The 26,931-nt window shown below is 43.3% G+C and carries 5 protein-coding genes; all 5 read left to right on the top strand.

Features of this window, described 5'->3' with window-relative positions:
* Nucleotides 1-1,032 precede the first annotated feature (1,032 nt).
* The 5 genes from IPP86_17340 (at nt 1,033) to nuoB (ending at nt 26,862) form a co-directional block, all read left to right on the top strand.
* Nucleotides 1,033-14,166 (top strand): S8 family serine peptidase, encoded by a 13,134-nt coding sequence (locus tag IPP86_17340; GenBank protein MBL0140264.1) that lies wholly within the window; start codon nt 1,033-1,035, stop codon nt 14,164-14,166.
* A gap of 195 nt (nt 14,167-14,361) precedes the next feature.
* Nucleotides 14,362-15,978, top strand: a complete 1,617-nt coding sequence (locus IPP86_17335; protein MBL0140263.1) for a T9SS type A sorting domain-containing protein — start codon at nt 14,362-14,364, stop codon at nt 15,976-15,978.
* Between the two features lie 330 nt (nt 15,979-16,308).
* Nucleotides 16,309-25,695: a CotH kinase family protein gene (locus tag IPP86_17330; protein MBL0140262.1), complete on the top strand. Its 9,387-nt coding sequence runs from the start codon at nt 16,309-16,311 to the stop codon at nt 25,693-25,695.
* A 271-nt stretch (nt 25,696-25,966) separates the two neighbouring features.
* Nucleotides 25,967-26,317: an NADH-quinone oxidoreductase subunit A gene (locus IPP86_17325; protein MBL0140261.1), complete on the top strand. Its 351-nt coding sequence runs from the start codon at nt 25,967-25,969 to the stop codon at nt 26,315-26,317.
* Nucleotides 26,308-26,862, top strand: coding sequence for an NADH-quinone oxidoreductase subunit NuoB (gene nuoB, locus IPP86_17320; protein MBL0140260.1), 555 nt, complete (start codon nt 26,308-26,310; stop codon nt 26,860-26,862). The genes IPP86_17325 and nuoB overlap by 10 nt, the downstream gene beginning before the upstream one ends.
* Nucleotides 26,863-26,931 lie beyond the last annotated feature (69 nt).

Genomic DNA, 26,931 nt, shown 5'->3' with positions numbered 1-26,931 from the left:
TGATGGCATATAGTATTAATTCAGAGATTGATTTGCGTTTTTATTTTTTTCATTTGTATTGTTACCCTGAATAATAAGTTGGAATTATTGATTTGTATTTTATGATATATAGTTTTATGAGTGAGTTCAAATTATAAAATCAGGGCATTGAATTTTATTCTCTTTTTCATTGAATGAATAGAATTAAATCTGTAGAAGAGTGACAATATTTCTATTGAAAAAAAATGAAATATTTTTCATCTGGTATCCAAAATTTGACAAGTGAAGTGTATTAAAACACAAGTGGAAGTATAGCTGGATAAGTGCGTGAATTTCGATTAGGAATTTTTTTTTCTGTGCTTATGTTTGTGGTAGATTTTTGATTACCGAAAAGAGTGCAAAGCGGTTTGAAGAATGCCATTTAAAGAAGGCCGAATTGAATCCTTGCAGGTATTAAGAATTCCGGTTTATTGCCAAAGTAGTGTAAATACTGGTCCTGATATGTTTAACCTGAATACATACTTTATTTCCCTTTACCAAGTTTTTTGGCCATTCGGCCAAATCCCTGATGGTGGTTTTACCAAAAGTCAAGCGGAATTATGCCCAAATTTGGGGTAAAATCAAAGTAATTACTTGACAATTAGTGAATAAAGACTATCTTGGAGACCTGAAAAACCGGTGTTTTTTAACATTTCGGATTTCAGATTTCAGGTTCCGGATGTATCCGGATTTGTTCAAACTTTCCTGCATCATCGGACTCACGTCCTTCATATATGTAATTGCCTTGGATTGCTTGAATTGCCTGTAAGCAAAATGTTTACGGTTTAGATTCCGGATTTAGTTAAGTGTTGATCGCATGATTATCTAATGCACTGCCTAATCCATAAGAATTACTGTGAGCTTACTATTTTCATTTTAAAACAAACACACCTAAATAACATGAACACACCATTTCGAATTAATTCCAATGCGGTATCAAACAGACTTCGATCGCTATCCAAGTCTGTTGTACTCTTAACATTAAGTTTTATTCTAACAGGGCAATTTGATGTAGTGGCTCAGACAAGGGTTACGAACATCAATCCGGGTCCGGGAAGCTCAACGCCTCAGTACATGACCTTGTTTCAGGGTGAGCTGTATTTTAGCGCGGATGATGGAACGAATGGAGCGGAGTTGTGGTCATTCAATGGAACGACTTCGACTCTCAAAGCGGACATTCGCAGTGGTGCACTGGGATCCAATCCTGCATTTCTTAAAGTTTACAATAACAAATTGTATTTCCAGGCGGATGACGGAACCTTTGGAACTGAGTTGTTTGTTTATGATGGAATATCTGCTACACGTGTCTCGGATATCAATGCAGGTACAGGCAACTCTAACCCTCAATCCTTGTATGTTTACGGAAGTAAACTGTATTTTAATGCAACAACTCCGGCTACCGGTGCAGAATTGTGGTCGTACGACGGAGTAAGTGTGAGTCTCGCTGCCGATATCATTACCGGCGCTACTGGTTCTGCACCTTCGAATTTCTGCACTTATGGAAGTGATTTGTTTTTTTCAGCATCAGCTGCAACCAATGGTGTTGAACTCTGGAGATACAATGGTGTTACGGCTTCACAGGTGTCGGATATTAATCCCGGTAGCAACAGTTCCTCACCACAATATTTGACAGTTTACAATGGTAACTTATTCTTTAGTGCTGATAATGGTACGGTTGGAAATGAATTGTTCAAATACAATGGTGCCTCTGTTAGTCTTTTAACGGATGTTATTCCCGGTTCAGCTAGTGGTAATCCTATCAATTTAATTCTATCAGGCGGTTTTTTATATTTCCGTGCGGATGATGGGATTAATGGTCAGGAAATCTGGGCGAGCAACGGTAACTTTTCCAGTATGTTGTCGGATGTAAATAACGGTTCCGGCGGCTCCGCAGTTTCTTCACCTGCAATGGTAACCTACAACGGTGGACTTTATTTTGCTGCGAATGTCCCGAGTCTTGGAACGGAAATTTGGTCTTGGGTACAACCGAACGTATCACCCATTGGTGACATCATCGCTGGTCCGGGTTCAGCAAACCCTTCTGAGCTTACGATTTATCGCAATCGTTTGTATGTGCGTGCCGATGAAGGTGTCAATGGTGCCGAATTATGGGAATTCAATTTGCCTACACCAAATTATTCTTTCCGCACTGCAAGCAGTGGAAACTGGAATGATCTGTCAACATGGGAAATGTTTGATGGTACTTATTGGGTTCCTTCAGATAGTATTCCGAATGGTTTGAATGGTGGTACAATTACCGTTCGTTCCGGACATTTCGTTTCCAATAATTCTCAAAATATCAATGCCGATCAACTGGTGATTGAAAATGGAGGATCAATTTTTATCTCGGAAGGAACATTGCACATCCTGGATGGCGCGGGAACTGATTTTACCTGCGATGGTGCATTGAATATCAATACAGGTTCTATCGTCAATGACGGCATCGCTGAATTTACCGGTATTTCAACCTTTAACTGGGGAGGAATGACACATATTAGTGGTACAGGAACAATTAATGTTCAGTCCGGATGTACATTCTCTATCAGTAATAATAACGACCATGGTCTTGAAGGTGGATTGGTTTTGAATAACTATTCTGAATGTGACTTTAGTTCAATGGGAATGTTCACTCTCACCGATGGATCCGTATTCAACAATTATGGTATTTTCTATATAACCAATAATGGTGATTTTAACTCCACACCTACCAACGGAACTTTCAATAACATGGCAGGCGGACAGCTGTATAAATCTGGTACTGATCTGTCTTCCTTTGCAAGTGGTTGTACGTATAACAATTACGGATCCCTCTTTGTTGATCAAGGAACGCTGAGTATTGATGGAAGCAGTGGCGCGTTTACCGGTTTCATTCAAACTGAAGCAGGAGCAGAGCTTGCCGGTAACGAGTTGATTTATACCGGTGACACTATTCAAAACAATGGTCTCATCAGCATTGTTGCTCTTAGTCTGGAAGGGACAAACTTGCAATACATCCTTGGTAACGGGCAATTCTCGGATTTGCGATTCAATAATGCTGCCGGATTTAGTCTGGAAGGCGATCAAACAGTAAACGCTAATTTGTTTTTTGATCTTGGATTGGTTCATACCGGTACTAACAGTTTGAGAATTGGTGGGACCTGTGCAGTCTCTGGTGCTTCTGATTTGTGCTATGTTGTCGGTAACATGCAACGTTTTCTCGATGGTTCTGTAACTCTCACCTATGATATTGGTGATGCGGATGCATATACACCGGTTACTTTGAGTGGTTCTGTTTTTCCCGGTGGATACATTCTTGCCAGAACAGAAGCAGGTGACCACCCGCAAATTCTTACGTCGGGAATTGATCAGGATAAAAGCGTAAACAGATGGTGGACCATCACTCCGATTTCCGGAGGTGTTTTGGGATTGGATGCTTATCTGACCTGGAAAGCAGCAGATGTGGATCCGATTGCAGACCCTTTTAGTTTTGTTTGTTCAAAATACGATGATCCAAACTGGATCAATGTCCCTGTTTCCGGAAACGATAACTTGTCAATCACCGTTGCAGCAATTCAAACCTTTAGTGATTTTCAGATTGGAGAAGCTTTGCCTCCGGTGCCCGGACAAGCATTACATTTTGACGGTGCCGATGATTATGTAGAAGGTCCTGTTGAATTGATTCCAGTAAATAACAGTCCGTTCACTGTATCTGTCTGGGCTCAATACGATAGTCCGGTCATGGGTGAAATGAAGACCATGGTATCCCAGGGTCGCCATTTTTATATCGGACAAAATTTTGATGGAACGATTCGCGTAGGGGATGAGTGGTATACTGATCTCTCATTTCCACTGGATGCGAGCTGGCACAATTATGTTGTCGTTCGTTCTACCGATAATACCTACCTGTATCTCGATGGAAATCTGATAGCGACAAAAGGCAGTACTATCCCAAGTCCAACCAATTTTCCTCCACTCAATCCTACTGCAACTTTCCTAATCGGGTCACAATGGGGTATTGGTGAATACTGGAGAGGAAGTATTGACGAGGTGAGAGTATGGGACAGAGCTTTGTGTCCTGAAGAAATCATTTCCAACTGGACTTGTGAAATTTCTCACAACGAATTGGGTTTGATAGCGGCTTACAATTTCAATCAGGGGCTTGCAGGTGCTGATAATACTACACCGGCAGTTGATGTTCTGTTTGATTCAAGTGGTAATGGTAATCATAGTAATTTGTTGAATTTCGCTCTTACCGGAGGTACTTCCAATTGGGTTGTTCCGGTTGGATTTAGTATGCCCGGAGCTTGTTCCCCAATTGCAACTGCTACAGCTTATGCAGATACTGATCTTGATGGTTTTGGAGATTTGAACAACTCAATTACAATTTCTGCTGTTTGTGATCCTCCAATCGGTTATGCGTTGGATGCTACAGATTGCGATGATAATAATAATCTTGTTCATCCTCCGTTTGCTTTGCCTTCAGGTGCAGCAGTATATCTTCCTTTTAATGGAAATGCAGATGATGGCGGCCCATTGGGGAATAACGGGATTGTTCATAACGCAACACTCACAAACGATCGTTTTGGAACACCTAACAGTGCTTACGATTTTAACGGTACCGATGCCTATATTGAAGTTCCGAACAACGGAAGTTTTAATTTGTCTGATCTTACGCTTTCTGCCTGGATCAATGTAAATCCATTATCTCCTGCCGGAGAAATGGCTGTAATCTCCAAAGGATATGGCGCAGGTTCCGCTAATGCCTGGAGATTCGGAGTGGAAAATTCCGATCAATACATCTTCAACAATTTCGGTGCTGACCCTTCATCAGCTTACATCGATGAACCCTTTAGTTCAGGCAGTGGATGGCAACATATTGCGTTTACATTTAGTCCAAACAGTACTATTGCCAAACTTTATGTGGATGGTAGTTTAGTGCGGAGTCTTGCATTTCCTCTAATCAGTTTTGGTGCGGATGGTCATTCTTTGATTATCGGTGCGGACGAAACACCTGTTCTTGCAAATTTCTTTAACGGACAGATTGATGAAGTAATGGTTTTCGGAAGAGAACTTACTTCAGATGAAATCATGAAGATCTATTCCGGCAGCGCAAACGGAAATGAAGTGATGAATGGTATTGATGATAACTGTAATGGTCTTGTTGACGAAGGTTTCCTGAACACACTTGTTGTTGAAGAAAACGGAGTCGGTGGCGCGTATACCAACTTCGCTGATGCGCTTGCCGCAGCTGTTAGTGGCGATACGATTCTTGTTTATCCACGCGCAGGCGGAGCGGAATATGTTGAAAATATTTCAGCTCCCGGAAAAACCAATCTAAATATTTTCAGCGCTGTACCCGGTGAGAAATACCATATTACAGGTAACGTGGATATGGGTGGTGCATGGAATATTAACGGAGCACAGATTACAGGAAACATCAACAATGAATCTCCTGAATTCGATTCACTTTATATCACCAACTGTACTGTTTACGGATATATCAAACTTGATCTATGCAATGGTATTCCTCTTTTAGAAGGAGACTCTGTAATGCCAAACACTACCGATGTATCTGTGATTACCGGAAGAGGTTTGGTTCGTGGTTGTTATTTGTATGGTAATGGCGGGGGAGGTGCTCTTCAGATTAATAACTCATCAAATACCGGTGATCAGATTCAGATCATCGGCAACCAGATGTACATGACCAGCAATTCGACTGTTTTCTTCCTGAACAACAATCAGAATGGAATGTACATCGCGAATAACTTTATGTCCATGCTTTGGCCAAATGGTGGTCAGGGAGCAGATGGATTTACAAGCTACGGTGCTTTTTACAGTGGATTAACGAATTATTTCGTCAATAACACAATCAAGAGTACAACGAGTTCATTCCTTGCAACAATATTTCGCGGAGCTCCATATTGGATTATTAAAAATAACGTGATTAGTGTTGAAAATTCTGTTGGAGTTGGTTATGGTATCAATGACGGAGTTCCGGGAGAATTCACTTACAACTATTTCAGAAAATCAACCGGTGGGGGAACAGGCTTCAGTGGTGTTACCGCTGATAATACTAACAACGATACATCAAATACAGTCCTGTCAGAATACGGAAGACCTAATCCCGGTTCAGATGCGATTGACGGAGGTGATCCAAACCCTATTTACAATGATACTGACGCGTCACGTAATGATGCGGGTTGTTTCGGAGGACCAAATTCATTGGCAAATTACTTTACTGTTCCATTCCCTGTATTGCATGCATATTATCAGGATGCTGACGGTGATTCTTTTGGAAATCTGTTTGCAAGCCAATATGCGGTTACACAACCGGTAGGTTATGTTTCAGACAGTTCTGACTGTAACGATGCGGATCCTACAACACAGTCTTTACGACCGGTAGTTGTTACCACAGGTTCCGGTACACTTCCTACATGTTTTGGTCTCAGCGATTCAATATTTGTTGCCGAATACAGTAACCTGCGTTACGCAAATTCGGTGATCGCCTTCAGTTCAGAATATTCAACACCAGATTATGGAGCAATCCAGATTCTCGGTGCTCCGGATGTTTATCCATCCTACGGTGACAATATCAATGCATGGGCTCCAAATTATCAGGATGCTTCACGTGAATATATTGAGCTTGGGTTCGCGAATCCTGCTCCGATAAACTTCGTTGATATTTATGAAACGTATGCGCCCGGCACCATTGATACGGTGTACGTGATGAATCCATACACAAGTTCATATCAGGCGGTATATACGGCAACTGCAGGTTCAATGCCTCAGGAAGCGAATAAACTGCACATTACTTTCCCTCTGACCGCATTCCCTGTTTCTTCTATTCGTATCGCGATGAACTCACCGTTTGTCCATGACTGGAATGAAATTGACGCGGTTGCGATTGGAAATATTATTCCGCTTACATACAATACATATTTGTGGTCAACTTCAGAAACCACAGCCAGTCTGAGTGTGAATAGTCCGGGAACATATTCCGCTACCGTAACCTACGGTGGATGTATGGCCACATCAGATGGATTTAAAATGAGAGCTTCAACAGTAAATGCCGGTCCGAGTTTTGACTGGGAAATTTGCCCGGGAAGTTCAACCGTACTGGCTGCAGGTGGAGCGAATACTTACCTGTGGAGCACCGGTGAAACAACTTCTTATATCACTGTTTCTCCAACCGATACAGCAACCTATAGTGTTGTGGGAACGGATATTTTCGGTTGTGTTACTGTTGACAGTATCACCATTTATCAATTTGCACCGATTGTACCAGGAGCAATTCTTGTTTCGAATGAAACAACTTCCGGCGCGAACGATGGAAGTATTACTGTCGGTCCTGCCAGCGGTGGTGTGATTGGTGGTTATACTTATAGCATTACTGACTTCGCTTCCATCAATCAGAACAATCAAACAGGTATTTTTTCAGGTCTTCCTGCAGGTTCGTATTATCTTCAAATTACTGATGGTGTTCCTTGTTCTTTTGATACAACGATCATCGTTGGTCTGGGCAATTGCAATCAACCAGAGGTACCTGTAATTTCTGCTTCACAATCTGTTGTTTGTTCAGGTGGCAGTGTTACATTAAGCATTGCGTCTGGTAATCTTAACGATGCAACTGACTGGTACTGGTATGCCGGTTTATGCGGAACAGGAACTCTGGTTGGAAACGGAACATCGATTAACGTCACACCATCGGATACTACTTACTATTATGTAAGAGGAGAAGGTGGTTGTGCAACTCCTGATTCATGCGCAAGTATTGCGATTGCTGTTGTGTTTGGTCCATTTGCATCGGTAGGGGTGACTGCTCCGACTTGTCATGGTGATGGATTTTCAATCAATATTTCCGCGACCGGTGGAGTTCCACCGTATTTCGGAGCAGGAATTCAAAGCTTTGGTTCCTTTGCATCAGCAGATACAGTCTTTCAATTTATTGTTACTGACAGTATAGGCTGTACTTACAGAGACAGTATCCTTGTCAGTCAACCTGCAGTACTTGTTCTTTCTGGAGTTACAGATAGTACAATTGTTTGTCTTGAAACATCCAACACCGGAAGTTTATCACTGGTTCCTTCCGGTGGTACACCTCCTTATTCTCTCACAGGTTCTGATACTACAAATCTTGTTGCGGGTGTTTATTCATATATACTCACTGATAACCATGGTTGTTCGCTCACTGCAAATACCGAAGTATTCGTTACTAACTGTATTCTTCCATATTACAATGCTCCTGACTCCGGAAAAGTCAATACGGTTCTTGGACCTGAACTGACACAGTTGTATGAAAATCCGGATTCAATTGGTCCGGATACCAACAACGTAATCTTCCAGTTTGATGATTTTGGATCGGTATTGATTGATGTGATTACGAATCTCAATATGTATTACCCGACATTATCCTTGTTGCAAACTGCTCCTTATGGAATGACAGGGCTTGTCGACAACGGTGATACTTCAATCATCATTACCGGTTATTTCCCTGTTGCGAATCTGAAAAAACTGGATTCCCTTCCGGGCATGATCAACTTTGTTAGACCGAATTATTCAGCGGTTTCCAGTGGAGGTTTCATCACCACACAAGGCGACAGATCGATGAAATCTGATTCCGCCCGTTCAATGTTTGGTCTTGACGGTTCAGGTATTAAGATTGGAGTGATGTCAGATAGTTACAATACCATTTCCGGTAATCCGAAGAATATCGATATTGGCAACCACGACTTGCCGGGACCAGGAAATCCTGATAACGATAGGGAAGTAGAAGTATTGCTTGATTACCCTTATGGAAAAGGATTGGATGAAGGTCGCGCGATGTTGCAAATTGTCCATGATATTGCTCCGAAAGCAACACTTGCTTTCCGAACAGGATTCATCAGTGCAGGAGACTTTGCGGAAGGTATTGTCGCTTTGCAGGAAGATACTTGTAATGTCATTGTTGATGACGTAACCTATATTACTGAACCTTACTTCCAGGATGGAATTGTTTCCAGAGCGGTAAATTATGTACGTGATCAGGGAGTAAGTTATTTCACTTCTGCCGGTAATTTCGGATCCGCATCATTCGAAGGAGTTTTCAATCCTATGCCTGCACCTGCCGGTCTCACCGGTAAAGTGCATGATTTCGGTGGTGGTGATTATTTGCAAAAAATTGGCCTCAAAGCCGGTAATTACACTTTGGTATTGCAGTGGGATGATTCAATCTATTCACTCAAGCAATTACCGGGTGCAAGAAATGACTTTGATATTTATCTTACTGATGTAACCGGTACGAAACTTTTTGGACTGAACAGAAAAAATAACTGGGGAGATCCAATTGAGGTATTGCCATTCACGGTAAAATCAAATGTAGATGCGAACATAGTAATTGCACGTACATGGACTCAGGATTCAGTCACACCGATGAAATTTAAATATGTAGTGTATCGTGGAGATATTACAATTAAAGAATATCCTAACGGTGGCTCTACTATTATCGGACAAGCGAATGCAGAGGGTGCGATGTCTGTCGGTGCTGCGAGGTACACACAAACTCCGGTCTTTAACAATGGACTGGCACCTGTAATCGAGGAATTCTCTTCTGTCGGTGGAACTGCTGTGAAAGGTGTGGTTCGTAATAAACCTGATTTCACAGCTCCTGACGGTGTGAATACTTCCGTGAATTTCTACTCGAAGGATCTTGAGTTTGATGGTATCTATAATTTCTATGGAACATCCTGTGCAGCTCCACATGCTGCCGGAACTGCAGCTTTGATCCTTCAGGCGAAAAAGAAATTCTATACCGAAACCATGCTCCCGGATAGTTTGCGTTCGCTCTTGCAAAGAACTGCAATTGATATGGGACCTGCCGGATTTGATTTCAGCTCCGGATATGGTTTGATTGACGCGACCGGCGCGGTGAGCACATTTGCTACACCGAAACCGGTGATCGATTCCCTGATGCGTGCCGATACTTCAGTTGTACCCGGCTCGACAGCATTTGATGTAATTGTTGGTGGATCTTATTTCGATGATTCTTCTACCATTTATATGGATGGAATAGCGCTGACGACCACTTTCATTGACAATACACATCTGACTGCTACAATTCCTCCGTTCTTCGGTAATCCGATGATTCGGGTGTTTACACCACCAACCGTTCCAAATCTGAACGATGGTGGATTCTCGAACGGATTGTTCTTCTTCAATTCGGTTAAACGTGTACTTAGTATCCAGACCGATAATAAAGTGAAGAAATACGGAGAAATGCTGCCCGAATTCACGGCAACCATTCTTGTGGACGGAAAAGATTTGTCGGAAGACAGTCTTACAGCCGCGGATTTGAAACTCGACAATCTGATCTTCCAGACCCTGGCGACTTCAGAAAGCGGAGTCGGATCCTACCAGGTTTCTGCTTCCATGCCTCCGTTGAATCTTTCAGATCCTGTGGACTATGCATTGGATTCCCTGTATGAGTATAATTTCTATCCGGGCGGATTGACCATTCAGAAAATGCCGATTGTAATTTCTCCAAAAGACACCACTATGACTTATGGTGATAAGATTGGTGATTTCCAATTCAATTATGTTTATGATCAAAGCAATATTGATCCTAACGATCAGGTTCATTTCCTGGATTCAATTGAACAGAGCCACCAGTTGACATTGTCCAATGCACTCGTACTGGTAAATCCACGTGTCATCACAAATCCACGTGTGATCACCAATTCTGATTTTGCAAACCTTGCAATTGTCGCCACCGGTAATGCTTTGGCAAATCCGCGCGTCATCACAAATCCACGTGTGATTACCAATTCACTTACTGTCATTGATTCAACTCTTATTATTGATCTTGCTACGGAATCTGTGTTCAATTTCGATGCTGATTCTTCCGTAATTGTTCTTGAAAGTCCGGGAGCCGGTTTGCACTCACGTGCGATGGCAAATCCACGTGTGATTACGAATCCGCGTGTGATTACCAACCCGCGTGTAATCACGAATGGTGTGAGCGAAGTAGACAGCATCGATGTTACTTCCAGTAATGGAGACAATATCGCGGTTGTGCTAGATGAAGATGATGTTACGTCAACAGATACCACTACCGAATTGAAATCGGTGAATCTGATTACAGGAACAACTGTAGGTACATGGATTGTTGTACCGGGTGCATTCTTCTCGGATAATTTTGATATCCATTACGAATTGGGAAGTCTGACTATCCTGCCTGCTACACTCACAGTAACTGCTGCTGATGCAAATCCGACGTGTTTTGAAACACCGGTATTTACTGCTTCTGTAAGCGGTTTCAAAAATCAGGATTCTACTGGAGTTACTCCGGCATCCGGACCATCCTTTACAATTCTGGATAACGCGAATCAGCCGGTTAGTCCTTTAACTTCTGGCGGTACCTACCAGATTGTACCGGGTGGATTTACGTTCCCTGCTGATACGAACTACATCATCGTTTATGAAAATGGTGCATTGACTGTGCCTGAACCATTGGTACTGAATGTTAGCGTTTCACAACCGCATTGCTTTGGTGAATTCGGAAGTGTTGAGTTAACTGGAAGCGGAGGGACCGGTAATTATACATTCGGTGGTGATCAGACTGTGAATCTTGGTGCAGGAACATATCACTATACTGTTACTGATGAAAATGGTTGTACCGCAAGCGTGGAGGTTATAATTAATCAGTTCCCTCCAAGATTATTCCTCACAGCTACTACTACACAACCCGATTGTTTCGGACAAACAGGAAATGTTGTACTTCAGGCAAGCGGAGGAGTACCTCCTTATACTTTCGCGGGCTCTCCGACAACAAATCTCTCCGGAGGATTGTACACTTATTTTGTAAGCGATTCAAATGGATGTAGTGAAAGTTTATTCATTACCATTAATAATGCACCTGCTGCTATAGTGCTCAACGCGGTGACTTCACAACCAAATTGTTTTGGAGAGACAGGTAGTGTTGACCTGATTCCGTCAGGTGGAACATCACCTTATACTACAGGTGGTGACGCGGTGAACAATCTGGCACCGGGTGTATATAATTATACTGTTGAGGATGCTCACGGTTGTACTTCAACTACAACAGCTACTATTGATCCGGCACCGGAATTACTGGTACTGACTGCAACACCATCGAATCCGAATTGCTACGGCCAGACAGGTAGTGTTTCATTGTCTGCCAGCGGTGGAAATGGTCCATATACATTTGGAGGAGCTTCTGTTACCGGACTTGGTTCAGGGACTTATAACTACACTGTATCTGATATTAAAGGTTGTACTGCCAATACTACAGCTACAATACTTGTACCGGCAGAAATTACTGGTGTAACCTCAGTAACCCCAACAGGTTGTACCGGAAATACAGGTACTGCATCTATTGTTGCGTCAGGCGGAACACCGGGTTATACTTATTCCTGGACACCGGGAGGCCAGACAACTGCATCTTCTACAGGTCTTGCTGCTGGTACTTACACTGTAACAATGACTGATTTGAAAGGTTGTACAGGTTCAGCAACTGCTGTTGTGACCATATCCGGTTCAGCTCCTGATGCACCGGTATCCATTATCGGACCTTCAGGTGCATGCAGAGGACAAAATGGTGTTGTGTTCAGTATTGCTCCGGTTGCAGGTGCCACATCTTATCAGTGGACCATTCCTGCAGGTGTTACAGGAAGTTCAACTTCATCATCCATTACTCTGAATTTCGGAAGTACATATAACGGAGGATCCATCTGTGTCAAAGCAATCAACGGATGCGGCAGTAGTATTTTCACCTGTAAGACCCTGTCACGCTTTACCGCAGCGCCGGCTACTCCGGGAACAATTTCGGGTATGGCTACCATCTGTGGACCATTGACAGCTACTTACTCTGTGGCTCCTGTAGCGAACGCAACAAGCTATACATGGACCCTGATTGCTCCTGGAGCTACGATAGCTTCAGGTCAGGGAACCAATACCATCACGATCAATTTTGTATCGGGATATGTTGTTGGTGTTCTGGCGGTTCAGGCAAACAATTGTATTGGTTCCAGCGGACCTCGATTGAAACTTATACTTGGTATGCTTGTCATTCCTCCAATCTTTACAGCAACAGAAAACCCAACTGTGGGTGTTTGTGCCGGAAGCACAAGGGAGTATGAGATCATCAAGTTCCCGAATGCGACTTCCTATACATGGACAGCTCCTGCAGGCGCAATCATTTCGAATGGAGCAGGATTAACAGGTAATCCGCTGACAGTTGATAGCTCAATGGGTGAAGTGTATATTACTTTCCCTGCAGGGTTTACATCCGGAACTGTGACAGTATATGCTACGAATGCCTGTGGCAATAGCCCGGTTTCTACACTTACGGTTCGTTCAACTCCTCTCGCTCCATCAGCGATATCAGGTCCGGTGAGCAATGTTTGCAGAAAGACAGGTAACACTTATTCGATTTCACCGGTTACGGGAGCAACTTCATACACATGGACCGTTCCTTCCGGTGCGACTATTACCAGCAATTCAGGTACTTCGATCAAGGTAACCTATGGTAATAGTTTCGTGGGTTCCGGTTTTGTAACTGTAAAAGCAAATAACAGTTGTGGTTCAAGTGCTGTTACTTCTCTTGGGGTTTCCGCGGTTACTGTACAACCATCCGCAATCTCAGGTCCGGCTTCAGTGTGTAAAACACAGTCATCTGTAACATATTCGATTCCTGCAGTTACCGGCGCAACTTCATATACCTGGACAATCACCGGTGGCGCAACTTTTGTCGGAAGTAATACAGGCGCCAGTGTAAAAGTGAAGTTCACCACCGCGACTTCAACAAGTGCCTTGCTTTCTGTTAAAGCAAATAACCTGTGTGGCGCATCTGTTGCAAGGACTTTGAATATTGCGGTCAACTTGTCTTGTCGTACACTTGAAGAGGAAACATCTTCATTCAGCGGAACATTTGATGCTTATCCGAATCCGACATCCGGCAGACTCACACTTTCATTCTCTGCTGATCAGAAAGAAAATAATGTTCTGATTTTAACGGATATGGTAGGACATGTTTACCTGCAGAAAGATCTGGTTGCAGAAGAAGGTGAAAATTATACGGAGCTGGATATGAGTAAATATGCTTCCGGAATTTACTTCATCACGCTGATGAAAGAAGATTCGGAAAGTAAAACAATTCGTATCGCTGTGGAATAATGACAAATCATAGCTTCAGATTGATTTTCTGATGCAGACAGAAAGGCCGGAGATGATTCTCCGGCCTTTCTGTTTTTGGGTCAGACTCTGAAATACATTTGTTTTATTCAGAAAGAAATATTGTTCATTCCATGAATACGTGGTATTTCTTTTATTCATCTATGGATGAAGCTGCATAATATTTATTTTAGCGGAATGAAAAATAAAAATGTTCTCCTCAGTATTTTCATTTTTGGATTATTTCTCTGCAATGGAGTTTTTGCTCAGTATTCTTTTCAGCGATTGATTGGCGGGGTAAGTCAGGAACGGGGGCAGACTTTATTTCAAACCCGTGATGGAGGATACCTCTACAATGCAGCTACCTTATCGTACGGGTCGGGAAGTGCGGATGGTTTTTTTGTCAAAACAAATAATCAGGGATTGTTGGAGTGGGCGAGGGCGTATGGAACTGTTGCTTTTGATAATTCTGAATATGCAATCGAATCATATGATGGCAAATTATTGGGAACCGGCTTAACTTTTTTTCCCGGAAATGTCACTAGAGATGTTTTACTTTTCAAAACAGATTCCCTGGGTCAATTGATCTGGAGTAAAACGTACGGAGGAGGTGGTAATGATGGAGCGGTTTACATGATTGAAACAAGTGATCATGGATATGCACTTGTTGGCTCTACTCAGAGTATTGGTGCCGGATCAGACGATATTCTTTTTATAAAAACTGATGAAAATGGGGATACTATATTTACCCGTTCCTATGGATCTGTTGATTCTGACGCTGGAATAGCAATCGCGGAAATTCCATCCGGAGGATTTGTGATCTGCGGAAAACAGACCCGGATCGTGGGTGGTCTCCCGTTTGCAGATGGAATTTTGTTGCGTACAGATGCATCCGGTGATTTGCTTTGGACAAAGTTGTATGGAGACTCACTATGGGAGGAATTGGAATCTGTGGGTGTGAATGCTGACGAAAGCATTGTCAGTTGCGGAGCAATTACTTCCTATGGAGCCGGTAAATATGATGTGCTTTGTATGAAAACAAATAATGCGGGTGACGTTGACTGGGTAAAAACATATGGGGGGCCGGAAATTGATGCCAGTTACGGTTTAGTAATCAATTCCGATTCTACCTACACGATTTCAGGGTATACCAATAGTTTTGGATATGGTCATGAACACCGGGGGGATGACAGTACGAATATATTCATGATGAAGATAAATGCTCTTGGCGATACAGTCTGGACCAGAACTTATGGTGATGGATTGCAGGACGAAGCGTACAGAAATAACGCTACAAGTGATGGAGGATACTTGATCGCAGGATTTACTACGAATTATACTTTCCAGGATAGCGCGCAGATGATCATGATCAAAACCGATTCAATGGGATTCACAGGTTGTCATGAATTTACCTCTCACCCGATAATTAATAATGCTCCGCTTATCGGAAGAACCGCGGTCTTTTCACAAGCTTCCGGGTTGTTTACCGGTGTTATTGCTCTGGTGCAAATGACAGTGAATACTGATGATGAGGATGCTTGTTTGTACGCGCTTACTGATGAGGCAAAATCAAATGAAAAATTTGTGGTATATCCCAATCCTGCTATAACAGAATTGACCCTGCAATCTGATCTTCTAGCTGAAGTTGATAAGGTATGTGTGTATGATTTCCAGGGAAGGTTAAAGGAGTGTAAGCAGGGGAAGGGTCAATCACGGATTAGTGTGGACCTGACTGATTATGTGTCTGGAATTTATTTTCTCAGGATCTGGACTTCTGATTCTGAATTCAGAATCGTTAAGTTCATCAAAAATTGATGACATTTATCAACCTTTGATTAATGTGATTTCCGCATTTTTCTAAAGGATTTTCAGTTCATTCTCCGGTCAAATTTATGGTCCAGGTTATTAACACTGTTGGTAACTATTTTTTTTAACTAAAATGAAGGTAACCGATTTCCTGGTAGCATCCTAAGTGTTTGAAAATCGGCTTCCAGTGAGGGCTTCAGGACTTCTGACAAACGAAATTTTCGCCAAGGATTTTAGTACGTTGGTCAACATTTATGGGTAAAAAGCGTCAGATTTTGTATTTTCGCAAGGCAATTGATGCCTGTTCAATTGTGGTTTTATAATTATTCCACCCCTAAAATGAAAACACTTTTAAAAGCACTATTAACATTGCTCCTTTTGGTTATTTGCAATGTCAGATTTTCCTTTTCACAAATTGTAATCAATGAAATATGTCCTTCGAATATTTCAGTAATCCTGAATTCGAACGGGCAATACGATGACTGGATCGAATTGTATAATGCCGGTGGTACCACCGTGAATTTGTCAGGTTATGGTTTGACTGATGATACACTTCAGCCTTACCGATTTACATTTCCATCACAGACTATCAGTGCAGGCGGGCGGATCATTGTGTTTGCTTCCGATTCGACAAGTTCGGTAATTGTTAATCATTGGGAGATGGCTGTTAACGCGCTTTCCTCCTGGAGATATGCAAGTGGTAGTGCAGGACTCGATACCAACTGGAGAAATATTTCCTTTAATGAAGCGACCATGTCTACAGGTAATGGTGGAATTGGTTTTGGCGATAGCGATGATGGAACAACAGTTGCTGTTGGTACATCTGTGATGATGCGAAAGTCATTCAACATTCCGGATACCTCACAAATTCTGAAAGCGGTCTTCATGATGGATTACGATGACGGATTTGTTGCATACCTCAATGGTGTAGAAATTTCCAGAGCAAACCTCGGTGTTGCAGGCACAAGACCTAACTGGAATGATCTTGCATTGAGTTCGCATGAAGCAAATAATTACCAGGGCCTGCCGATCGATTCTGTTTTTATTGATCCTGTATTCTTAAAAACAGTACTTCGAAATGGGACGAATGTATTTGCAGTGGAAACGCATAATGTGACCTCTTCATCAACCGATTTGTCATCTATACCGTATTTGTTTTTTGGGATGAAAGGAACCGGTACAACATTCTCTGCCATACCGTCCTGGTTTCACCCACCTGTTTCCGATTATTACAATGCGCATTTTAAACTTGCCAGAACAGGAGAGACTGTTTATCTCAGTAACCCTTCCGGAACTCGCATTGATGAAAAGACGTACCCTTCCATGAGCAGTAATAACTCGTATGGAAGAAAACCGGATGGTTCAGGAAGCTGGTGTTTATTTGGTACACCAACTCCAAACACTTCAAATAATTCGTCAACGTGTTCAAATGGGTATGCATCCATTCCGGTGTTTTCTGTTTCCGGAGGGTTTTATACTTCTACACGAACACTCACATTGAGTACAACTACACCCGGAGGATCTATCCGTTATTCTACGAATGGTGATGAACCTACAACCTCTTCACCATTGTATTCAGGAGCCATTTCGATTTCAAGTACCAAAACAATTCGGGCAAAAGTTTTCGCATCAGGTTATTTGCCCAGTCCGGTTGTTACAAATACATATTTCATCAGCGAGTCAGTACACTTACCGGTCTTTTCAATTACAACGGATTCCCTGAATCTCTGGGATTATAATACCGGCATATATGTCATGGGTCCAAATGCGAGTACAACTTCTCCCTATTTCGGTGCGAATTTCTGGCAAGACTGGGAAAAGCCCGCAACAATTGAGTACTACGATAAAGACAAAATTCGAATTGTCCGATTTGATGCGGATATTAGTATTTATGGAAATTATTCCCGGGCCAAAGCTCAAAAGAGCTTTGAAATAAAACTTGGAGATAAATATGGCACTTCATCTGTGAATTATCCTTTTTTTACAGACAAACCATTCATCGATAAAATGGATGATATTGTTTTAAGGAACTCGGGTACAGACTGGAATAAAGTTCATTTTCGTGATGCTTTAATGGAACGTATCATGAAAAATACATGGTCCGGTTATCTTGGTGCCGAACCTGCTGTGATGTTTTTAAATGGTGAATTCTGGGGTGTGTATACAATCCATGAAAACCATGATGAGAATTGGATGGATTATAATTTTGGTTTAAGCAAAAAGCAGATTGATTATCTGAAAGAAGATGGAAGCAGTATGACGGTTAAAGAAGGCTCTGATGCTTCTTTCTGGACCATGTACAATTATGCTACCACCCAGACTCCGACCACTCAGGCATACTATGATTACATGAACAGCGTGCTGGATCTGAAAAACTATGCCGACTACTTCATAGCTGAAACCTATTATAACAATGGTGACTGGATTGGTGACTGGACGAATAATATCAAATTGTGGAGACCGAATGCAACCGGTTCAAAATGGAGATACATGTTGTACGATACAGATTTTGGATTTGGATTGCAGGGTAGTGTGAATGACAACCGGCTTGCAATTGCAAGAAATCCGGCAGCATTCAGTCATTCTTCAGAGATGTTTGATGCGATGTTGAACAACCCAACGTTCAAACGTTATTTTATTAACCGATATGCTGACCTTATAAATACAAATTACCTGCCTGCGAACATTGACGATGTCATTCATCAGTTCCAGGATTCTATGGCTCCGGATATGCCGGCGCATTTTGCAAAGTGGGGAAATAACATGAGTACATGGCAAACAAATATTGATGCTGTGAGCAGTTTTGTGAATGCACGTCCAACTATAATGCGTGATAATATCAAGACTGGATTTAGTCTTGCAGGAAAAGTCACACTCACTTTAAATGTTAGTCCGGCAGGAGCAGGCAGGATAGAAATCAGTACGATTATTCCTACTTCTTACCCATGGTCAGGAGTGTATTTCAATGGAAACCCGGTAACCATCACCGCGATTCCGAACCCGGGCTATACCTTCGATCATTGGCGTTCAAATGTTACAATTACATCGAACAATCCTAACCAGGCAGTAACATATAATTTCACTGCGAATGATGCTATCACAGCATATTTTACCGGTTCTGCTGCGGTGCCTAAGATTACAATCAGCGAATTGAATTATAATGCTGATTCCGCTCTGAATTCCGGAGACTGGATCGAATTGAAGAATTTCGGATCACAGGCCGTTGATCTTTCCGGCTGGGTATTGAGTGATGGTGCCGACAATCATATGTTTCATTTTCCAACAGGAACAGTGCTGGCTGCTGGTGCATATCTGGTGGTAGTGGAAGATAGTGTTAAATTCAAATCGCAATTTCCTACTGTATCCAATCGCATTGGTCAACTTGGTTTTAATTACGGCAATGGTGGAGATGAAGTCAGGTTGTTCGATTATAACGGGAATCTTTATCTGAATTTCTTCTATTCTGATTTGGCGCCATGGCCACTCACACCGGATGGTGGCGGGTATACTTGTGAATTATTAAATGTAAACGGAGACCTGAATGATGGGAACAATTGGTTTGCAGGATGTATCGGAGGTTCTCCAGGACGGGCCTACAGTTCATTGTTGTCGGTACCTGTTTCAGTAACCGGCAATACGACTTTCTGCAATGGCGGAAATGTGGTTTTATCTTCTACAACAGATCCCGGGTATACTTATCAGTGGAAGAGGAACAATACAACTATTGTTGGTGCAACCTCCTCCAGTTATACTGCGATACAGGGTGGTACATATACGGTAGTCGTTAGTTCTTTGGGATGTTCTGTTGTATCAGATCCTATCATTGTTACCGTTGTTTCTCAAAGTCCTGATCCTGTTACGACCTCTAACTGGCGTTGTGGTGCAGGAAGTCTCACGCTTACAGCTACATCTTCCGATACGATCTTCTGGTATGATGCCCCGAACGGGAACCTGCTCGGATTTGGAGATACCTTAATTACTCCAAATTTATCAGCTACCACGACTTATTATGCAAAGACAAGTCGGATCTGTCCTTCCAGTGCTGTTTCTGCAATTGCTCAGATCTTACAACAAACAGCAGCACCGGTGACAAGTGATGTCACACTTTGCGGGCCGGGTGTTGCTACACTTACTGCAACGGATACAGCGACCATGCATTGGTACAATGCGCCACAGGGTGGTGGATTGCTTGAAACGGGCGGAAGCTTTGTTACCAATTATATTTCCACAGATACAGTGTTTTATGTTGAAGCCGGAAGCGTTTGTCCCAGCCCAAGAATTGAAGCACATGTAATAATCAATTCCACTGCGGATCCTGTAGTGAGTGATAATTCAAGATGTGGAAACGGTACAGTCGTATTGACCGCTATTTCTTCCGCACCGGTTTCCTGGTACAACCGTGTATCCGGCGGATTGGTATTGGGAACCGGACTTTCATTCACCACTCCATCACTGGCAGTAACAGATACTTTTTACGCGGAAGCGAATTCCGGCTGTCCAAGTGCACGTGTCATGGCTATCGCGATTGTCAATCCTGTTTTGTCAGCTCCGGTAGGTACCGATGGCTTCAGCTGTGGTCCGGGCATTGTAACGGTTTCTGCAACTTCAACTGAGCAGGTGTATTGGTACGATGCTTCAAGCGGTGGAAATTTATTGTACACAGGTTCAATTTTCGACACACCATTCCTGAATGCAAGTACAACATATTATGCAGAGGCAGGTTATACCTGTCGGAGTTCACGAACCGCAGTTCAGGCTGCTGTCAATTCAATACCGGCTGCCCCTACAGCCACAGATGTTTCACGTTGCGGTCCGGGTACCGTTACACTTTCAGCAGTTTCACCTGAGTTGATCACATGGTTCGATGCTGCTGTTAGTGGCAACCTTTTATTTACAGGGGATCAGTTTACTACACCGGTTATATCTGTAACAACAACCTATTATGCTGAGGCAGGAACTACTTGTAAAAGTCCTTCCAGAACTCCGGTTCAGGCCATTGTAAATACAGGTCCTTCCGCACCGACCTCTTCTAACGTTTCACGTTGTGGAACAGGTACAGTTACCCTGACGGCAACATCTCCGGAAACTATTTATTGGTACAGCGCTGCCAGCGGAGGAACTTTGCTTGCTACAGGCCCTTCTTATACAACACCTTCAATCAGTTCCAGCACTACTTATTATGTGGAAGCCGGAAATAACTGCAGGAGTGCCCGTATTTCCGTGCAAGCCATTGTAAATTCTGCTCCTGCTGCACCCACAGCATCTAATGTCTCAAGGTGTGGTCCGGGAACGGTAGGACTTTCAGCTACTTCAGCCGCTACAATTTCATGGTATTCGGCTGCGACAGGAGGTACCTTGCTTGGAACCGGCAGTTCTTATACAACTCCGTCTATTTCCGCAACTACAACCTACTATGCGGAAGCGAATAATGGATGTGCCAGTGCTACCAGAACAGCAGTTCAAGCCATCATTAATCCTATTCCTGCCGCACCATCATCTTCCAATGTCTCCCGCTGTGGAACCGGAACAGTAGTGCTTACTGCAACTTCATCTGAACAGGTATACTGGTACAGCGCGGCGAGTGGAGGAACACTTCTGGCTACTAACAGCAGTTATACCACACCTTCCATCAGCACCACAACAACCTATTATGCTGAAGCAGGAAATACCTGCAGAAGCGCCACCCGTACTGCTGTTCAGGCGATCATCGATCCTATTCCGGCTGCACCCACCGCATCTGATGTTGCTCGTTGCGGAAGTGGTAGCGTAACATTTACAGCTACATCTACTGAAACAATATATTGGTACAGCGCTGCAAGTGGTGGAACATTGTTGGGGACAGGTGCTTCTTATTCGACACCGTCCATCGCAGTCACTACAACCTATTACGTTGAGACCGGAAACAATTGTCGCAGCGCCAGAATTCCGGTGCAGGCAATTGTGAACAGCGCACCTGCCGCACCAACGGCATCCAATGTTTCAAGATGTGGAACAGGAACTGTGGTTCTCACAGCTTCTTCAACTGCAACGATTAACTGGTATTCGGCTTCATCCGGCGGAACCCTTCTGGGTAGCGGAACATCATATACAACGCCTTCTATTTCTTCAACCACTACTTATTATGCGGAATCAAACAATGGTTGTGTAAGTGTTACCAGAACAGCGGTACAGGCCATCATTAATCCGCTTCCCGCAGCACCATCATCTTCCAATGTCTCCAGATGCGGAACAGGAACTGTTGTTCTTACTGCTTCCTCATCTGAACAGGTATATTGGTATAGCGCGGCAAGCGGAGGTACATTGTTGGCGACGAACAGTTCGTATACTACACCTTCCATCAGTACTACAACCACATATTACGCTGAAGCCGGAAACACCTGCCGAAGTGCTACACGAACCGCTGTACAGGCGATCATAGATCCGATTCCGAATGCTCCGGTAGCTTCTGATGTTTCAAGATGCGGTCCGGGTGTAATAACATTATCTGCAACTTCTACTGAAACAATTTACTGGTATTCCGCAGCCAGCGGAGGAACTTTACTTGCAACAGCTGCTTCCTATACAACACCTTCGCTTAGTTCTACTACTACATATTATGTGGAAACAGGTAATAATTGCCGGAGTGCAAGGATTGCAGTAGATGCAATCATCACTACGGCTCCTGCTGCGCCAACTGCATCCAACAGTTCACGTTGCGGTACCGGAACAGTTGTTTTAAGTGCAAGTTCTCCGGAACAAATTACATGGTTTAGTTCTGCAAGTGGCGGGTCAGCTCTTTTTGTTGGAAGTTCATATACGACTCCATCAATAAGTACAACTACAACTTATTATGCGGAAGCGGGAAGTGGTTGTCAGAGTCTCACACGAACAGCCGTTCAGGCAATCATCGATCCTCTTCCTGCTGCTCCTGCAGGTTCAAACGTTTCCCGTTGTGGTACCGGAACAGTTACACTGTCTGCATCATCAACGGAACAAATCTATTGGTATAGTGCTGCTACCGGAGGAACATTACTTGCAACAGCTGCTTCTTATACTACACCTTCCATTTCTGCCACTACTACTTATTATGCTGAAGCCGGAAATACCTGCCGGAGTGCGACAAGAACTCCTATTCAGGCGATCATCAATCCAGTACCAGCCGCTCCTTCAAGTTCAAACGTGTCCCGTTGTGGTTCAGGAACAGTTACTTTAACAGCTACTTCTACAGAACAAATTTACTGGTACGATGCTGCCAGCGGTGGAACTTTGTTAGCGACGGCAAGTTCGTATACAAGTCCGGTGCTGACTGTAACAACAACCTATTATTCTGAAGCCGGCAATACCTGCCGGAGCGCAACTCGAACCGCAGTGCAGGCAATTATTGCTCCAATTCCATCTCCACCTGTAAGTAATGATGCTTCCCGTTGTGGAAGCGGTTCAGTCGCTTTATCTGCAACTTCTCCTGAACAGATTTATTGGTATAATGCCCCAAGCGGAGGAACCTTGCTTGGCACAGGAACCACTTATAATACACCATCGATTTCAGCAACAACAACATATTATGTAGAGACCGGAAATACCTGCAGAAGCAATCGTATTTCAGTGAACGCGATAGTGAATTCAATTCCATCACCTCCGGTAACATCCAATGTTTCACGTTGTAATTCAGGGACAGTCACACTTACCGCAACTTCGCCTGAAACGGTTTACTGGTACAGTGCGCCAAGCGGAGGAACTCTTCTGAATACAGGTAATTCATTTACAACGCCAAGCATCAGTACAACCACAACTTATTATCTTGAAGCCGGTGATGTTTGCAGAAGTGCAAGAGTTGCTGTGCAGGCGGTTATTACTTCTCCACCTGCAGCTCCTGTTGCAATCGACGGTGCTCGTTGTGGTACAGGATCTGTTTTGATTTCCGCGAATTCAACGGATCGTTTGAACTGGTATAGTACTGCCAGCGGAGGCGTGTTACTCGATACCGGAATTACTTTCATTACTCCGGTGATAAGCGCAACTACAACTTATTATGTTGAAGCAGGAACAGGTTGCAATAGCAGTCGTGTCGCAGTACAGGCAATTGTAAACGCCCTCCCGGCAGCTCCTGTAGCCAACGATGTTTCCCGTTGCGGTGATGGCAGTGTTACACTTACAGCTGCCTCTGCCGACAGTATCTTTTGGTTTGATGCATCTATCGGCGGTAATCTTCTTGCTTCCGGAACTACTTACAATACACCTGTTCTGACAAATACTACTGTATATTATGCGGAAGCAGGAGACGGTTGCAGAAGTGTCAGGATACCTGTTCAGGCTATTATTTCAGCTATCCCTGGATCTCCTGTTGCATCCGATGTTTCCCGCTGCGGACCCGGAGTGATAGTTTTGAATGCTTCTTCACCGGAGACTATTTATTGGTATGATCAACCAAGCGGAGGAAATCTCATTGGAACAGGAAGTACATTTACGACACCTGCACTTATTGCAGATACTACTTATTATGTGGAGACCGGCGATATCTGTCGCAGCACAAGGGTTCTCGTGCAGGCTTTGATTGATACCGTTCCTGCCACGCCTGTAGTATTGGATGGAGATCGTTGCGGTCCGGGTACTGTAAATCTGAGTGCAACCGCTTCACTTCAGGTAAATTGGTATGATGCAGCTTCCGGAGGAAATCTGCTTGGTACAGGTTTTACATTCATTACACCTTCCATTTCTGCAACAACTATTTTCTATGCTGATGCAGGATTGGGTTGTAACAGTGCTCGTGTTCCTGTAAATGCCGTTGTAAATCCATTGCCAATTGCTCCATCTACGACAGATGATTCCCGCTGTGGTCCCGGTATTCTCACCCTGAATGCTTTTGCCACAGATTCGATCTTCTGGTTTGATGCAATTTCCGGTGGAACTCAAATCGGAACAGGCTCTTCATTTGTGACTCCTTTCATTTCTGCTTCTACAACCTATTATGCTGAAACAGGTTCACTTTGCAGGAGTACGCGTACACCTGCTCAGGCTATCATTAACGTTGTAAGTGCGGATCCTGTTGTTTCATCCGGACAAGTATGCGGAAGCGGTTCAGTTACTTTGTTTGCAACTGCATCTGATCCGGTTTCATGGTATGATCAGGCAAGCGGGGGAACTATCCTTGCCACAGGAAATAGTTTTGTGACTCCGGTGCTCACTACATCCACAACCTATTATGCTGTAGCCGGAACATTCTGTCCAAGCAATGCTGTAGCTGTTGATGCATTCGTATTCACACCACCAACACTCAACCTTGGTGCGGATACTGTGGATGTTTTGTCAGGACAATTTACGACACTCGATGCAGGAGCAGGCTTTGATTCCTACTTGTGGTCGACTTCGGAAACTACCCGGCAAATAAGTGTCAATACTGAAAATGTGTACACTGTAGTAGTTACTGATTCTAACCAATGTACTGCTACTGATTCTGTGTTTGTACATGTCATCACCGGCATCGAAAAGACAGATGAACTTCTTTCCGTGAATATTTACCCTAACCCTGGCTCACACGAGATAACTGTAAGCTGGGGTATGACAAGTGCTCATACAGTAGTCTTACAAATTTATAGTGTGGATGGTCGCTTGATGCAATCAAAAGAATGCAAAACGCATCCGGGTACACATAAGGAAAAAGTCTTGCTTAATGATTATGCACCAGGAGTATATTTTGTCCGCCTGACGACGAATAAGTCATCAACTACCCTTGAATTCCTGAAACAATAATATTCTTCTATGAAAAACTCCGGGCAGAAAACTGACCCGGAGTTTTTTTTACATATCACAATGACCAAAGTCAAGTTTTCTTAATAAGCTCTTTTCCAGGCTCCGTTGGAGCCGCGAGAGGCCTGACTTACTTTTTTAACATTAATTCTTCTTCATTTTCAGCGGAATACAACTGGTGACAAGATTCACCCTTTAGATGTCCTGTATCCTTTGTTTTTTCCAAACATTCCCGTAGGTTTGATTGCTTAGAAAACAAAGTCAATTCAGGTATATGGGATCAGGATCAATGATTTTGCTGATGATTTGCGGGGTTGCATTTGCCGCAGGTGGGATTCTTTTATCTCGTGTTCTTGCAACACGTTCCACCAATCTTCAGAAAGGTGAAGCTTACGAATGCGGAATTCCTACCATTGGAAAATCATGGATTCAGTTTAATGTTGGATATTATCTTTTCGCCTTACTCTTCCTCATCTTTGATGTTGAACTTGTGTTTTTATATCCCTGGGCAGTAGTGGTGAAAAAAATAGGTTGGTCGGCACTTGTTGAAATTGTTATTTTCTTATTCATACTATTCCTTGGATTTCTTTATGCGCACAGGAAAGGAGCTTTGAAATGGATGTAAACCAAAATAAACCGGAACCATTTCCGGGCGCGGTGCATCCCTCACCGGGTGGCGGAATTCTTGTCAGCAAACTCGACGATGTTATCAACTGGGCAAGATCCAATTCGCTATGGCCATTGGTTTTCGGAACAAGTTGTTGCGCGATCGAAATGATGTCCGCCGCTTCCGCGAAATACGATTGGTCGCGATTTGGTTTTGAAGTAGCACGTGCTACTCCACGACAGGCGGATGTGATTATCATCGCAGGTACTATCGTCAATAAAATGGCTCCCGTATTAAAACGATTGTATGATCAGATGGCGGAGCCTCGTTACGTTATCGCGATGGGAGCTTGTGCTACCTCAGGAGGCCCATTCTTTTACAATACTTATTCTGTTGTAAAAGGTGCAGACCACGTAATTCCCGTGGATGTATATGTGGCAGGTTGTCCTCCAAGACCAGAAGCTCTCATGCATGCCCTGATTACTCTGCAGTCAAAAGTCAAGGATGGGGGAGTGCGGGAGAAAATAATTATTGATGAACAAAAAGTAGTAGGAAAGAAATAAATGAATAAACGGCCGGAATTTCAGCCGTAATTAAATAAATCAAATGCATTCCCATCGAACTTCGGTTCA

It is taken from the genome of Bacteroidota bacterium, assembly GCA_016720935.1.
GTDB lineage: Bacteria > Bacteroidota > Bacteroidia > AKYH767-A > 2013-40CM-41-45 > JADKJP01.
This window is presented reverse-complemented; position numbering and strand designations above follow the sequence as displayed.

What these genes read in the sequence shown, in the direction of transcription:
- IPP86_17335 (MBL0140263.1), top strand. Translation starts at nt 14,362, where the DNA reads ATGAAAAATAAAAATGTTCTCCTCAGTATTTTCATTTTTGGATTATTT.
- IPP86_17330 (MBL0140262.1), top strand. Translation starts at nt 16,309, where the DNA reads ATGAAAACACTTTTAAAAGCACTATTAACATTGCTCCTTTTGGTTATT.
- IPP86_17325 (MBL0140261.1), top strand. Translation starts at nt 25,967, where the DNA reads ATGGGATCAGGATCAATGATTTTGCTGATGATTTGCGGGGTTGCATTT.
- nuoB (MBL0140260.1), top strand. Translation starts at nt 26,308, where the DNA reads ATGGATGTAAACCAAAATAAACCGGAACCATTTCCGGGCGCGGTGCAT.